Raw genomic sequence first — 13,654 nt, forward strand, 5'->3', positions numbered from 1 at the left:
AGGATCAGTGACATCGAGCCCGGCGGGCTGCCCGAACCCCGGATACAGCAGGTGACGGGCGGCTTGCCCGCACTGCCCGAACGGCGGACGCCGCCGTTAAGAGGCAGCTCAAAGCTGATCTACGTGTCCTTTCTGATGCCGGTCCGCTCTTGCGTGGCTGGTGCGTCTTCGCCAGGATGGCCCAATGCCTCAGCAGCAGGATCAGAACTTGGCATTTTTCGACGGTGCGAACTCCCAGACCGACTTCACCGTCGTCCTCCGCGGTTACGACCGCGGGCAGGTTGACGCACACCTGGGCCGGCTCATCGCCGCGCTCAACCAGGCGCAGCAGGCCCAGGGCGAGGCCGAGCAGCGGATGAACGACGCGCAGCGCCGTCTGCGCCAGGCCGAGCAGCGGCTCAACGCCGTCGAACAGAAGCTCGCCGACAGCAACAAGCTGCTGGAGGAGAACAACCGGCCGACGCTCTCCGGGCTGGGCACCCGGGTCGAGCAGATCCTGCGGCTGGCCGAGGAACAGGCGAACGATCACCGCAGCGAGGCGAAGCGGGAGTCCGAGGGCATCCTCTCGGCGGCCCGGCTCGAGGCACGCGAGATCACCGACAAGGCGCGCGCCGAGGCCGCCGCCATGAAGGCGACCGCCGAGCGCGAGGCCGGCCAGGTGCGCACGCACGCCGAGCGGGAGGCGGCCGAGGCCCGCGTTCAGGCCCGGCGCGAGGCCGACACCCTCCGGTCCGACGCCGACCGCGAGACCAAGCAGCTGCGCACCGTCACCGCGCACGAGGTCGCCGAGCTCAAGTCGACCGTGGAGCGTGAGGTCGCGTCGCTGCGGGCCACCGCCGAGCGGGAGATCACCCAGCTGCGGGCCAAGGCCTCCCGCGAGGCCGAGGAGAAGCGGGCCGAGGCGACCAAGCTGCTGACCGACGCGCGGGACAAGCGCGACAAGGACCTGCAGGCGCTGGCCCTCGAGATCGCCGAGCGGCGGGAGAAGGCCGAGCGCGAGGAGTCCCAGCGGCACGCCGCCCAGGTGAGCGCCACGCAGAAGATGGTGGCCGAGGCCGAGCAGCGCGCCAGCGCCGCCGAGGACCGGTCCAAGGAGATCGAGCAGCGCGCCGAGCAGCGCCGCGTCGAGTCCGAGCGCAACGCGGCCGAGACCACCGAGAAGTCCCGCGCCCTCGCGGAGAAGACGGTGTCCGAGGCCCGCGCGGAGGCGCAGCGCCTGGTGAGCGACGCCCGTTCCGAGGCCGAGCTCACCACCCAGGCCGCCCGCCGCGAGGTGGAAGATCTCACTCGGCAGAAGGACGCCGTCACCAACCAGCTCGGGCAGATGTTGTCCGGCCTGTCGGGTCTGGTGCCCGGCGCCCCGGCGAAACCGGCCGAGGCGGCCAAGGCGGCCGAGACGCCGGCCCAGCGCACCCCCGACGCCGACAAGAACGGCGCAGCGGACAAGCCGGTAGCAGCCAAGACCAACTCCTGAGTCCTTCGCCACTGACCTCTGCGGTTGCGTACTTCTCGCGGGTACGCCACGGTTGATTGGTCGGCCGCTACATATCGATCAGGGCCGTATCGGAGTTTCTCCGGTGCGGCCTGGCTCGTTCTGCGCGCGTAGCGTTGCTCTGGCGAAGGCCGGCTCAGACAAATCACAACTAGACGCATACTCCGCCCAGGACGGTGTGTATCGGTCCGTGACGGGACTATGCGTATGTGAGGATGGACAGCATGTCGCACGGCGGTGAAATCTTCGGTCTCGGCGGGGACGCGGCCACCGAGCCCAGCTTCGAGACCGCCCTGCGGGGTTACGAGAGGAAGCAGGTCGAGCGGTACGTGGCGCGGGCCGAGAACGAGATAGCCGCGCTGGCCGCCGAGCGAGAACAGGCGTACGCCCAGATCCAGGGCATGGCCACGCAGATCGAGCGCCTGCAGCAGGAGATCACCCAGGCCCGCCGCAACGGTGGCATCGGCCCCGAGGTCTCCTTCCGCCACCTGGGCTCGCGGGTCGAGCAGATCCTCACGCTGGCCGAGGAGCAGGCCGAGGCGATCAAGTCCTCCGCCACCGACGACATCGCCGCCCGCCTGGGCGAGGCCGAGCGGATCCGCGCCGAGTCCGAGAAGCACGCCCACGAGGGCATCCGCGACTTCGAGATCGCCCTGGCCGCCCGCCGCGCCGACGAGGAGCGCGCCGACGCCGTCAAGCGCGCCGCCGCGGAAAAGGCGCTGGCCGCCACCCGCCAGTCGGTCGACCAGATGCGCTCCGAGGCGGAAAACACGCTGGGCCGGGCCCGCGCCGAGGCCCAGCAGCTCACCGAGCGGACAGCCCGCGACGCGCAGCGGGTGCGCGCGGAGGCCGACGGTTACGCCCAGTCCACCCGGATGCAGGCCGACCAGGAGATCAAGGCGCTCCGCGACCGCAACCAGCAGGAGATCAACGCCCAGCGGGCCGCGGCCGAACGGGAGCACACCGAGCTGCGGGCCGGCGTGGAGCAGGAGCTCGGGCAGCGCCGCCAGGCCGCCGCGCAGGAGCTCGCCCAGCAGCGGGCCGCCGTCGAGAAGCAGTGCGCCGACCTGCGCAGCGAGGCCGACAAGTACGCCGAGGACGTGCTGCGCCGCTCCGACGAGCAGGCCACCGCCGTACGGAAGGAAATCGCCTCCCAGCAGGAGAAGATCGCTCAGGCCGCCACCGACCTCGAGGCCGCTCAGGCCAAGGTCGCCGACGCCGAGCGTCAGCTCGCGGTGGCGCAGGACCGCGCGCGCACCGGCGAGGAGGAGGCCACGCAGGTCGCCAAGCGCCTCGCCGAGGTGCGCAAGGAGCTGGAGTCCGAGCTCGAGCGGGTGTCCGAGGCCAAGCGGGCCGGCGAGGCCGCCGAGCGGCACGCCACCGACGTGCGCCGCCAGGTGCAAAAGGAGGCGAAGCGGGTGGCCGAGCTGGCCGCCGCCGCGGTGCTCGCGGCCGCCGCCTCCCCCGACGACAAGGACGACGCCGACGACACCCCCGAGCCGGCGGAGAAGCCGGAGGCGGGCGGACCGGTCGGCGCGCACGCGGCCGCCGAGCCCACCGGCCAGCACGCGGCCAAGGTCACCGCATCGGCCAAGGTCACGGTGCCGCCCGCGACCCGGGTGGGTGCGGACGCCGATTAATATGTGCGGCGCCGACGGCGTTAATCTCCCGCCGACCAGATCGGCGGGGAGGAATGCACCCGGTGTCCGCAGACGACCAGACCGAGATAGAGCCGCCCGCCGAGGACGCCGTCGAGCAGGCTGAGGACGAGGGCCGCTTCGGGCGCCCCGGGCCGCCGGTCGACCGGCGCAACCCGTTCATGATCGGCCTGCTGGGCGGGCTCGGCATCATCGTCGCGTACGCGATCTTCCTGGGCGTCCGCAACGCGGCGTCGATCCTCGTGCTGATCTTCATCGCGGCCTTCCTCGCCATCGGGCTCAACCCGGCGGTGAGCTGGCTGCGGCGCCGGGGCATCCCGCGCGGCGTCGCGGTCGCGATCGTGGCGCTGGCCGTGCTGGGCCTGCTGGTCGGCGGCCTGATCGCGCTGATACCGCCGCTGGTCACCCAGACCAACGAGTTGATCAAGAACGTGCCCGACTACCTCCAGCAGCTGCAGCGCAACGAGACGGTCAACGACCTGGTCGAGCGCTACGACATCATGGAGAAGGTCACCAGCGCGGTCAACCCGGGCACGGTCGGCGGCGCGGTGGGCGGCGTGGTCGGCGGCGCCAAGCTGCTGTTCGGCACGATCTTCAACACGCTCACCGTGCTGGTGCTGACGATCTACTTCATGGCGGCCTTCGACCGGATGCGCGAGGGGGCGTACTCGCTGGTGCCGGCCTCGCGGCGGACCCGCGTGCGGCTGCTGACCGACGAGATCCTCACCAAGGTCGGCGCCTACATGGTGGGCGCGCTCGCGATCGCCGTGGTGGCCGGCGCCAGCTCGTTCGTGCTCGCGATGATCCTCGGCCTGGCGTACCCGTTCGCGCTGGCCGTGGTGGTCGCCGTCTGCGACCTGATCCCGCAGATCGGCGCCACCCTCGGCGCGATCATCGTGAGCCTGGTGGGCTTCGCGTCCTCGCTGACCGCCGGCATCGTCTGCGTCATCTTCTTCATCATCTACCAGCAGGTGGAGAACTACCTGATCTATCCGAACGTGATGCGCCGGTCGGTGAAGGTGAGCGATGTGGCGGCGGTGGTGGCGGCCCTGCTCGGGGTGGCGCTGTTCGGTGTGATCGGGGCGCTGGTGGCGATCCCGATGGTGGCCGGCATTCAGCTGATCATTCGCGAGGTCGTGGTGCCGAGTCAGGAGAGCCGCTGAGCGGGCCGGGGACCGGGACGTCGGCGAACGCGGCGACCGTGCGGTCGGCGTACGCGTGCATGTCTCCGCTCTTGATCGGCCCGTCCCAGGTCCGCGGCAGCGGGACCTGGACGCCCGGCGCGACCCGGCGCACGATCTCGTCGAGGACGGTCTCGGCGTCCCCGACCCAGAGATGCTTGGCGCCCGGCATCGGCACCACCTCGCCGTAGGTGAAACGCTCAGCAGCCTCGGCCGGGCGCAAGTAGTCGTCGAACTCGGGGATCAGGGCGGTCAGCGGCTTGCCGCTCGCCTGCCAGGCCGACAAATCCGATTTGTCGGAAAAGCGTAGCGGCGGCGACAGCAGGATCGCGCCGACGACGGCGGGGTCGAGGCCGTGCATGAGGGTCAGATCGGTCCCGAACGACCAGCCGAGCAGCCAGATGTCGGGCAGCTCCTCGAACTCGGCGAACTCGATGGCGGCGGCGACGTCGTACTTCTCGCCGACCGCGCCGTCGAACGAGCCCTCCGAAGTCCCGCGCACGCTGCTCGTCCCGCGCGTGTTGAAACGCAGCACCGCGACGCCGGCGAGCGCCGGCAGCCGCCACGCCGCCTTGCGGAAGACGTGACTGTCCATCATGCCGCCGTGCGTGGGCAGCGGATGCAGGCACACCAGCGTGGCGACCGGATCGCGGTCGACCGGGCGCGCCAGCTCACCGACCAGCGTGAGGCCGTCGGCGGTGTGCAGCTCGATGTCCTCCCGATGGGCGGGCAGGATCGAGTTCGCACGGATCTGATTGGTCGTCATGGAAAGCCTTAGTCCGGTTTTGGGCGGTGGGCGGGGCGGTCGGAGGGCTTACCCATAGCGTGGAGCGTTGCGCGAGCGCTCCACCCCGGGGCTGCGCCGGTCACGCGCCTTCCAGCAACCCGTGTGCCAGTGCCGCCGGTCGGTGAGGTCACCCTGCTCGTCGGCCGGCCAGGCCACCACGTGCGCCACACCGGGCCGGATCTCCTGCATGCAACCCGGGCATCGGTACGCCTTCACGGCGGCCCCGCCGAAGATCGACCGGACCATCCAGTCGCCGTCCTGCCACTGCTGGACACCGCCGATGCCCCTGCGGACGTGCTCCTCCTCAACAGGCGTCGGCATGTCTCGGCGGCGGGGATGGTTTCGGCGCGGCACGGTTCAAGAGTACGTAGTGACTGGGCAGTAACAAGCGCCGTAGACTCCGGCCATGACGGCTACTCGCGTTCCCGGCGTGCCGGCGATCGAAGACGGCGTGCTCATCTCCACGAACCCCGCCACCGGCGAGGAAGCCGGCCGCGTGCCGGTCGCTTCCGCGGAGGCCACCGTCGCGGCCGTGCGGAAAGCACGGGAGGCCGGCGCCTGGTGGCAGGCCCTCGGGTACGACGGGCGCAAGGACCGCATGCTGCGCTGGCGCTCGCTGCTCGTCCAGCGGATCGACGAGCTGGCCCAGCTCACCAGCCTCGAGACCGGCAAGCCGAACGCCGACGCGATCATGGAGATCGTCGCCGCGGTGGAGCACCTCGACTGGGCGCCCCGCCACGCCAAGAAGGTGCTCGGCCCCCGGCGCACCCGCACCCGGGTGCTGCTCGCCGAGCACACCGGCCACCTGGAGTACCAGCCGTACGGCGTGGTCGGCGTGATCGGCCCGTGGAACTACCCCATCGTCACCCCGATCGGGCCGATCAGCGGCGCGCTCGCGGCCGGCAACGCGGTCGTCTTCAAGCCCAGCGAGTACACCCCGATCGTGGGCCAATGGCTGGTCGACACGTTCGCCGAGGTGGTGCCCGAGCAGCCGGTGCTGCAGGCGGTGCACGGCCTGGGCGACGTCGGCGCCGCGCTGTGCCGCTCCGGCGTCGGCAAGGTCGCCTTCACCGGCTCGACCGCCACCGGCAAGAAGGTCATGGCCGCCTGCGCCAAAAACCTGGTCCCGGTGGTGATCGAGGCCGGCGGCAAGGACGCGCTGATCGTCGACGCCGACGCCGACATCCCGGCGGCCGCCGACGCCGCCGTCTGGGGCGGCATGACCAACGCCGGGCAGACCTGCATCGGCATCGAGCGGGTGTACGCGGTCGCGCCGGTCTACGACAGCCTGGTCAAGGAGATCGTCGCCCGGGCCGGCAAGTTGCGCACGGGCGAGGAGATCGGCCCGATCACCATGCCCAAGCAGATCGACATCATTCGCGAGCACATCGACGACGCCCTGGCCAAGGGCGGCACGGCGGTGCTCGGCGGCGCCGGGGCCGTGCAACCCCCGTTCGTGGCGCCGACCGTGCTGGTCGACGTGCCCGCCGACTCCTCCGAGATCCGCGACGAGACGTTCGGCCCGACGCTGACGATCACCAAGGTCGCCGACGCCGACGAGGCGATCCGGCTGGCCAACGACACCGCGTACGGTCTCGGCGGCGCCGTCTTCGGCAAGCGCAACGCGATCCGCATCGCCCGCCGGCTGCGCTCCGGCATGGTCTCGGTCAACTCGACGCTCACCTTCGTCGGCATGGGCAACCTGCCGTTCGGCGGCGTCGGCGACTCCGGCTTCGGCCGCATCCACGGTGAGGACGGCCTGCGCGAGTTCGCCCGCCCCAAGTCCATCACCGTCCGGCGGGCCAAGTCGCTGCTCCCGTCGACGACGTTCGACCGCACGCCCGGCCAGATCCGCCAAATCGTCAAGGCCGTGAAACTGCTCTACGGTCGCCGGTCCTAAGCTGACGGGGTGGTAGATCACCCCGCGGTCGAGGTCGAGGACCTGCACGTCAGCTACGGCTCCACGCCGGTGCTGACCGGCGTCGCGCTCATCGTCCCGGCCGGCGGCGGCGTTTGCGTGACCGGCGAGAACGGCATCGGCAAGTCCACGCTGCTGCGCTGCGTCAGCAGCCTCCAGCAGCCCGACTCCGGCGAGATCCGGGTCTTCGGCGCGCCGCCCGGCGCGACCCCCGAGTTCTGGCGGGCCGTGGTCACCACCGTCGAGCCCCCGACCTGGTATCCCGGTCTCACCGTCCGCGAGCACGCCGAGCTGGTCTGCCGCGCCAACGGCCAGGACCCCGACGAGGCCGGCATCGATGAGGCGCTCGAGCGCTTCGGCCTGGCCGGCCACGCCGACGCGATCCCGCCCTCGCTCTCCTCAGGTCAGAAGCAGCGACTCACGCTGGCGGTCGCGCTGATCCGCCCCAGCTCGCTGCTGATCCTCGACGAGCCCGAGCAGCGCCTCGACCCCGACGGCCGCAAGGAGGTGGCCGCCCTCCTGACCGAGTACGTGGCCGACGGCGGCTCGCTGCTGATGGCCAGCCACGACGAGGAGTTCGCGGCGGCGTCGGGCGCCGAGGTCACCACCATGGAGTCGCTGAGCGCATGACCTCGGCAACCGTTCCGCTGGCTCCGGTCCGCCGCTGGATCAGCCGCCGCCAGTCCGCCCACCGCGAGCGCGGCGCGACCGCCGGTAACATCTACTTCGCGTTGCTGTTCGTGGCCGTGGTCGGCGGCATGGTGCACAAGCAACTCGCCGTGGTCTTCTGGCCGACCGCGCCCAACGCCTCGCGCCTGGCCGCCGCATCCCTGGTTCCGGTCCTGTTCGGCCTGCTCTACCTGGCCCTTCGCCGCTTCGGCCCGCTGGCGCTGAGCCGTCCCGCGGCATCTTGGCTGCTGCCGGCGCCGGTCAGCCGTCGCCGCCTGTTACTGCCGTCGCTGCGACTCACCGCGATCGTCGCGGCCATCGTGGGCGCCCTGGCCGGCACCGCGATCGTCGGTCACGCCGCGCCGCGCACGCTGGCCGGCCAGTCGGTCGCGCTGCTGGCCTCCGGCGCCGCCCTGATCGGCATAGCGTTGCTGCTGGTCGCGCTGGCCGCGCAGGCCGGCGGCCGCTGGGGCGACCGCGTCGACGCGCTCGTCTCGCTGCTGCTGGCCGCCGGCCTCGCCGGCCTGATCGCCGACTCGACCTCCGGCGATTCCGTCACGGCCGCCGGGTGGCCGTCCGCGTCGACTCTGCTTCCGCTGGTGGGCGCGCTTGCGCTGGTCGTCGGGTTGCTTTTCGCCCATTCCGTACGGGGACTCGCACGCACCCCCAACGAGCGCATCCTCGAGGCGGCCAAGACCGCGGGCACCCTCTTCGACACGGCCTTCGGCATGGAGCCGTCGTTCCTCACCGACATGATCGAGCGCCGCTACTGGGCCCACCGCCACCTGCGCTCGGTACGCTTCCCCACCCGCCTGCCCGTGCTGGTCACCCAGGACCTGCTGCTGGTGGTGCGCCGTCGCAAGCGCCTGCTCTGGCTGGCGCTCCTGGCCGCGCTGCCGGTGCTGCTGGGCCACGCCCCGCACTGGCTGATCGGCGTGGCCGTCCTGATCGGCGCCCTGCTGTCCGCCTCCACCGCCGGCGGCAACGTCAAGACCGACGCCGGCAACCCCGTCCTCCTGCGCCTGCTCGGCCTGAACTCCCGCCAGGCGATCCTCCAGCGCATGTGGGTCCCCGGCGTGCTGGCCGCGCTGTGGTCGGCCTTGGCGCTGGGCCTGCTCACCGCCCTGGGCGACCTGCCGTCCGGCCCGTGGTGGGCGCTGGGCCTGACACTCGGCCCGGTCGGCGCGGTCGCCGCGGTCCGCCGGGCACGTGTCGGCTTCGTCCGCAACGAGCTGCTCCCCCTCGACACCCCGATGGGGACGGTCTCGACGGGCCCGCTGGTGAACGCGGCGATCGGCCCCGACGCCCTGCTGCTCGGCCTGCCGGCGCTGGTGGAGATCGCCCAGGGCCACCCCCTGTCCTGGACAACGGTCCTGGTCCAGGCCGTGGTGGGCGGGATCGGCGCCCGCGCCTACATTTCCGGCACCACGTCACCCGACCGCGTCGAGCTGAGCGCCCGCTGACGCTGTCCCGCTATGTGGCGGAAGCCACCGAATGACGGGACCGCGTCCCGCATGCTGGCCCCTAGTCCCGCTAGCCGGTTCTTTGCGCCCACATCACGGGACACGGCGCCGACCCTTGGCGGAAATATCGCGGTATTTCGGGCGCGGGTCTGGCCGCGCGGCCAAGGATGATGAGTTGCTGCGCCCCTCGAACCGCATTTCCTCAAGATCGCACTGGCCGCCGCCTGCGCCGCAGCCGAAGCGCCCGACATGACCCACATAACGGAACTTCACCGGCATGACCAGATCCAACGACGCGCCGCAACCGGCCGCGCTCACCACACCCACGCACCCCCCGGGCCATGGCAAGCCCCGCCCAGCCACCGACTTCCGCAACCCTGCGCACCCACCTCGATGCGCCACAGAACCCCAAGTTTTTGATCTCCGCGGCGCCCACACGCCTCCCCCGCCCCGGCAGGCGGTTTCTGGGGGTCGTTGCAACACTGCTGGTCAGTTGGCTTGGGTGAGGAGTTTAGCGAAGCGTTCGGCGGGGGTGTCCCAGCCGAGGGTTTTGCGGGGCCGGCCGTTGAGTTGGACCGCGACCGCGTCGAGGTGTTCACGGCTGTGCACGGCTAGGTCGGTGGATTTCGGGAAGTACTGCCGCAGCAGGCCGTTGGTGTTCTCGTTGGTGCCGCGTTGCCAGGGTGAATGCGGGTCGCAGAAGTAGACGCTCATGTCGGTGGCCAGGCTGAACTGGTGGTGCAGGTGCATCTCGCTGCCCTGGTCCCAGGTCAACGACCGGCGCAGATGCGCGGGCAGAGTGGTGATCGTGGTGATCAAGGCGTCGCGGAACACGTCCGGGGTCCGTCGCCCGTCCGGCAGGTGCACCAGCATGAGGTAGCGGGTGTGCCGTTCGACCAGGGTGCCGATCGCGGACTTGTTGCCCTTGCCGATGATCAGATCACCTTCCCAGTGCCCGGGCACCGCCCGATCCTCGATCTCGGCCGGCCGCTCACTGATCATGATCATGTCGGTGGCCATCCGCGGGGTGCGCTGCCCTGCGCTGCGGTGGGGGCGGCGCATCACCCGCCCGGTGCGCAGCGCGGCCGCGACCTCGCGGCGTAAACCGCCGCGGCCTTGCAGGTAGAGGGCCTGGTAGATCGTCTCAGGACACACGGACAGCTCCGGCCGGTCAGGATGGTCGCGGCGCAAGCGTCGCACGATCTGCTCCGGACTCCACCGCAGGTCCAGGCCGTCCTGAATCAGCGCCCGCAGTTGCGGGCTAGCGTCGATCTTGCGGGGTTTCGGGCGGGGTCGGCGGGCCTCGGCCCGCCGCTGCGCCGCATACGGCCGGTAGCTCCCGCTGTCCGGATGGGCGTTGCGGCGCAGTTCCCGGCTGACCGTGGACGGATCCCGGCCGAGCTCCGCGGCGATCTGCCGGACCGACGCCTGCTCCCGGCGGCGGTCAGCGATATGGATACGCTCGTCAGCGTTCAGATACCGGCCCCGCACCGAACGCTCAGCGGCCGACCTGATCGGCTTCGGCCCGTTACGCCAGCGTTTAGTCAGCCGATAGGAAACCCCGACAATCCGAGCCGCCCGCCGGAACCCCATGCCTTGATCCACCAGAGCAAGGTAGGCCTCCCGCCGCAACAACGACCGACCGGCGTAGTCGACCGACCCATCCCGGACCACCTGCTCCATCACACAAACCCCTCAGAACGAGGTGCTGCGACGACCCCTGGAATCCGGGGCACTGGGTGGGGCCCAACTGAAGCAGGTGGGTACGACAAATTCGACGGCGTTGTCCACAGAGGGTGGAAGGAAAGCTCAGAAGAGCGTGAGCTCGTCCTTGGCCATACCCCGCAGCTTGTCGTAGTCGACGACAACGCAGCGGATGCCCCGGTCGGTGGCGAGGACGCGGGCCTGAGGTTTGATCTCCTGGGCCGCGAAGATCCCCTGGACCGGGGCGAGCAGCGGGTCCCGGTTCATCAGCTCGAGGTATCGCGTCAGCTGCTCGACGCCGTCGATTTCGCCTCTGCGCTTGATCTCTACCGCTACCGAGCCGCCGTTGGCGTCCTTGCAGAGCAGGTCGACCGGGCCGATGGCGGTCATGAACTCGCGGCGCACCAGGGTCCAGCCCTCGCCGAAGGTCTCCGGGTGTGCGGCCAGCAGCTCCTGGAGGTGGGCTTCCACACCGTCCTTCACCAGGCCGGGGTCGACGCCCAGGTCGTGTGAGGTGTCGTGGAGGATCTCCTCGAGGGTGATCCGGAGCTCCTCGCCGGCCTTGTTGACGACCTTCCAGACGCCGGGGGCCTCCTGCAGCTTGCAGGGGGGACTCATCCAGTTCAGCGGCTTGTAGGCGCGGTCGTCGGCGTGGATCGAGACCGAGCCGTCGGCCTTGACCATCAGCAGGCGGGTGGCGGGAGGCAGGTGGGCGGACAGCTTGCCGACGTAGTCGACGGAGCACTTCGCGATAACCAGACGCACCCGGAGACAGTACCGGAGCACTCGCCCGGGGATGACATGCTGGGTTTGTGCTCGAAGCATTGACCGGCACCGGTCTGGCCGCATCGGCGGGACTCAATGCCTACATCCCCCTCATGGTCATGGGCCTGCTGGCCCGCTACACCGAGCTCATCGACCTGCCGAGCGGCTGGGCGTGGCTGGGCAACGGCTGGGTCCTGACGATCCTCGGGCTGCTGCTGGCCGTCGAGGTCGTGGCCGACAAGGTGCCGGTGGTCGACCACGTCAACGACGTGGTGCAGACCGTGGTCCGGCCGACGGCGGGCGGGCTCGCCTTCGGGGCCGGGTCGGGGGCGCAGACGGTGACGGTGAGCGACCCGGGCTCGTTCTTCACCTCGCATCAGTGGGTGCCGGTGGTGGCGGGCGTGCTGATCGCGCTCGGCGTGCACGGGGTCAAGGCCGCGGCCCGGCCGGTGGTCAACGTGAGCACGGCCGGATTCGGGGCGCCGGTCGCGTCGACCGTGGAAGATATCGGCAGTGTTCTGATGTCGGTTCTGGCGATCCTGATGCCGATATTGGTCCTGGTAGGACTCGGATTGCTGGTCTGGGCGGTGGTCCTGATCATGCGCCGGCGGCGACGTAAGCGGGAGATCGCGGCTTCCGGCACTGCCCGACTGTTTGGTTGACTTCTCCGGTGCCCGCCGTCGCCGTGCCCGCGTTCGCCCTCTCGTGGTGGGCGGCCTGCTACCTGATCGGCCGCGATCCGGCGCGCGGTCCGTCCTCCCGCGCGGCCGCGGCGCTCCTGGCGTACGCGATCGGGGTCTTGACCTGGACCCTCGCTCCCGGCTCGGCCGTCGCCGAGATTCTGCTCTGCGTGCCGGCGCTGTTCTGGGCGGGCACGGCGGTCGCGCTGCTGCCGAAGCTGGTGCCGGAGCGCCGCCAGATCGACCTGGGCTGGCTGATCCTGACGGTGCCGTTCCTGCTGATGCTGGTGGTGCTGCCGCCGGCCGGGCGGCTGGTGGTGATCGCGCCGCTGGCCGGCGGCGTGGTGCTGCTCTGGCGGTTCCGCGACCAGGTGCAGCCGACCATCCTGCCGTCGGCGCTCGCGGTGGTGGCGGCCCTGTACTCGGCGGGGCTGGCGGCGCTGCTGCTGCTCGATGTGGGCGCGCCCGAGCTGGTGATCGCGGCGATCGGGCTCGACCTGCTGATGCTCGCTTTCCTGGTCGCGATCGCCGACGCGCTGGACGTGGGCGAGCGGCTGCGGCCCGACCTGATCCGTTCGCTGGCCGCGGCGCTGCTCGGGCTGGTGGCGGTCGGCGCGCCGGCCGCGCTCACCATGCTGTCCTCTCCCGGCCGGACCGTGACGGTCTTGCAGTTCGTGCTGGTCGCCGCCGTGATGACCGGGATCGGGCTGATCGGGCAGCTGCGCTGGTGGCTGGACTCGGTGGCGTTCCGGCACGACAAGCGGCTGCGGCAGGACCGGGCGGCGCTGCTGTCGCTCACCGAGGCGCTGCCGCGGCGGCGGTCCCGGCATCGGCTGGTCGACACCCGGCGGCCCGATTTCCTCCGCTTCACCCGGCAGGCGCTGGACAACTACGGGCGGCTGGGCCGGCTCATGCGCAGCCCGCTGACCAGCCTCCCGGCGGTTGAGCGGCGGCTGTCCGGCCTGACCATCGAGCAACCGCTGGCGCGGGCGATGGAGCTGCGGGCGGTTCTGCAGGAGAGCGTGGACCGGCTGCGGCCGGCCGGGGATTTCGCGACCACCGACGAGTGGCGGCACTACAACGCGCTGCATTTCTGCGTAGTGCTGGGGCTCGACCCGTACGCGCGGCGGCAGCGCACCGACGGCCTCGACCGGGAGTCGCGCAGGGCGCTGGACTGGATGCGCCGCTATGTGCCGCGCAGTTCGCTGCGGCGCTGGCAGGAGGAGGCCGCCGCGATCGTGGCCCGCCGGCTGTGGGACGAGCTGACCCACACGGATCCGCGTTGGCTGACCCGGGTCACGACACGCAGCACATAATCGCCACGCTCGGGGCAAAAT

13 protein-coding genes are annotated in these 13,654 nt (G+C 71.1%); 8 read left to right on the forward strand and 5 right to left on the reverse strand.

What is annotated here, in order from left to right:
- Positions 1-184 precede the first annotated feature (184 nt).
- The 3 genes from ACQPZX_RS43775 to ACQPZX_RS43785 all read left to right on the forward strand — a co-directional run bounded on the left by ACQPZX_RS43775 (position 185) and on the right by ACQPZX_RS43785 (position 4,313).
- Entirely contained in the window at positions 185-1,474 is a 1,290-nt protein-coding gene (locus ACQPZX_RS43775) for a DivIVA domain-containing protein (RefSeq protein WP_433369554.1), read from the forward strand.
- Between the two features lie 242 nt (positions 1,475-1,716).
- Positions 1,717-3,132 carry a Laminin subunit beta-1 gene (locus tag ACQPZX_RS43780; protein WP_433369557.1) on the forward strand — a complete coding sequence of 472 codons (1,416 nt, stop codon included), beginning with the start codon at positions 1,717-1,719 and terminating at the stop codon, positions 3,130-3,132.
- Positions 3,078-4,313, forward strand: a complete 1,236-nt coding sequence (locus tag ACQPZX_RS43785) for an AI-2E family transporter (RefSeq protein ID WP_433385833.1) — start codon at positions 3,078-3,080, stop codon at positions 4,311-4,313. Before ACQPZX_RS43780 ends, ACQPZX_RS43785 begins: the two co-directional genes overlap by 55 nt.
- On the opposite strand, the gene ACQPZX_RS43790 is transcribed toward ACQPZX_RS43785, so the two are convergent.
- Together ACQPZX_RS43790 and ACQPZX_RS43795 are read right to left on the reverse strand one after the other, a co-directional pair.
- On the reverse strand, positions 4,273-5,097 hold the full coding sequence (locus ACQPZX_RS43790; protein ID WP_433369560.1) for an alpha/beta hydrolase: 825 nt from the start codon (positions 5,095-5,097) through the stop codon (positions 4,273-4,275). The genes ACQPZX_RS43785 and ACQPZX_RS43790 overlap by 41 nt on opposite strands.
- A 48-nt stretch (positions 5,098-5,145) precedes the next feature.
- Complete coding sequence (locus ACQPZX_RS43795) at positions 5,146-5,439, reverse strand: hypothetical protein (RefSeq protein ID WP_433369563.1); 294 nt, start codon at positions 5,437-5,439, stop codon at positions 5,146-5,148.
- Between the two features lie 85 nt (positions 5,440-5,524).
- Here ACQPZX_RS43795 and ACQPZX_RS43800 point away from each other — a divergent pair, with 85 nt between their 5' ends.
- From ACQPZX_RS43800 to ACQPZX_RS43810, 3 genes are read left to right on the forward strand one after another with little or no spacing between them, the layout of a single operon-like run.
- Entirely contained in the window at positions 5,525-7,018 is a 1,494-nt protein-coding gene (locus tag ACQPZX_RS43800) for an aldehyde dehydrogenase family protein (RefSeq protein ID WP_433369565.1), read from the forward strand.
- Positions 7,019-7,027: 9 nt separating this feature from the next.
- Positions 7,028-7,666 carry an ABC transporter ATP-binding protein gene (locus ACQPZX_RS43805; protein ID WP_433369568.1) on the forward strand — a complete coding sequence of 213 codons (639 nt, stop codon included), beginning with the start codon at positions 7,028-7,030 and terminating at the stop codon, positions 7,664-7,666.
- A complete protein-coding gene (locus ACQPZX_RS43810) occupies positions 7,663-9,168 on the forward strand; it encodes a DUF6297 family protein (protein ID WP_433369571.1) in 1,506 nt (501 codons plus the stop codon). Before ACQPZX_RS43805 ends, ACQPZX_RS43810 begins: the two co-directional genes overlap by 4 nt.
- Positions 9,169-9,261: 93 nt before the next feature.
- Here ACQPZX_RS43810 and ACQPZX_RS43815 read toward each other — a convergent pair whose 3' ends face one another.
- The 3 genes from ACQPZX_RS43815 to nucS form a co-directional block, all read right to left on the reverse strand.
- Positions 9,262-9,489, reverse strand: a complete 228-nt coding sequence (locus tag ACQPZX_RS43815) for a hypothetical protein (RefSeq protein WP_433369573.1) — start codon at positions 9,487-9,489, stop codon at positions 9,262-9,264.
- 168 nt (positions 9,490-9,657) lie between these two features.
- Positions 9,658-10,851: an IS30 family transposase gene (locus ACQPZX_RS43820; protein ID WP_433363724.1), complete on the reverse strand. Its 1,194-nt coding sequence runs from the start codon at positions 10,849-10,851 to the stop codon at positions 9,658-9,660.
- 126 nt (positions 10,852-10,977) lie between these two features.
- Positions 10,978-11,637, reverse strand: a complete 660-nt coding sequence (gene nucS / locus ACQPZX_RS43825) for an endonuclease NucS (RefSeq protein ID WP_433369576.1) — start codon at positions 11,635-11,637, stop codon at positions 10,978-10,980.
- 47 nt (positions 11,638-11,684) lie between these two features.
- On the opposite strand from nucS, the gene ACQPZX_RS43830 reads away from it, so the two are divergent.
- Positions 11,685-12,299: a DUF4126 domain-containing protein gene (locus ACQPZX_RS43830; RefSeq protein ID WP_433369578.1), complete on the forward strand. Its 615-nt coding sequence runs from the start codon at positions 11,685-11,687 to the stop codon at positions 12,297-12,299.
- 8 nt (positions 12,300-12,307) lie between these two features.
- Positions 12,308-13,633: a hypothetical protein gene (locus ACQPZX_RS43835; protein ID WP_433369581.1), complete on the forward strand. Its 1,326-nt coding sequence runs from the start codon at positions 12,308-12,310 to the stop codon at positions 13,631-13,633.
- The last annotated feature ends 21 nt before the right edge of the window (positions 13,634-13,654 follow it).

The sequence above is a fragment of the Actinoplanes sp. CA-142083 genome, from assembly GCF_050942195.1.
Classification (GTDB): domain Bacteria; phylum Actinomycetota; class Actinomycetes; order Mycobacteriales; family Micromonosporaceae; genus Actinoplanes.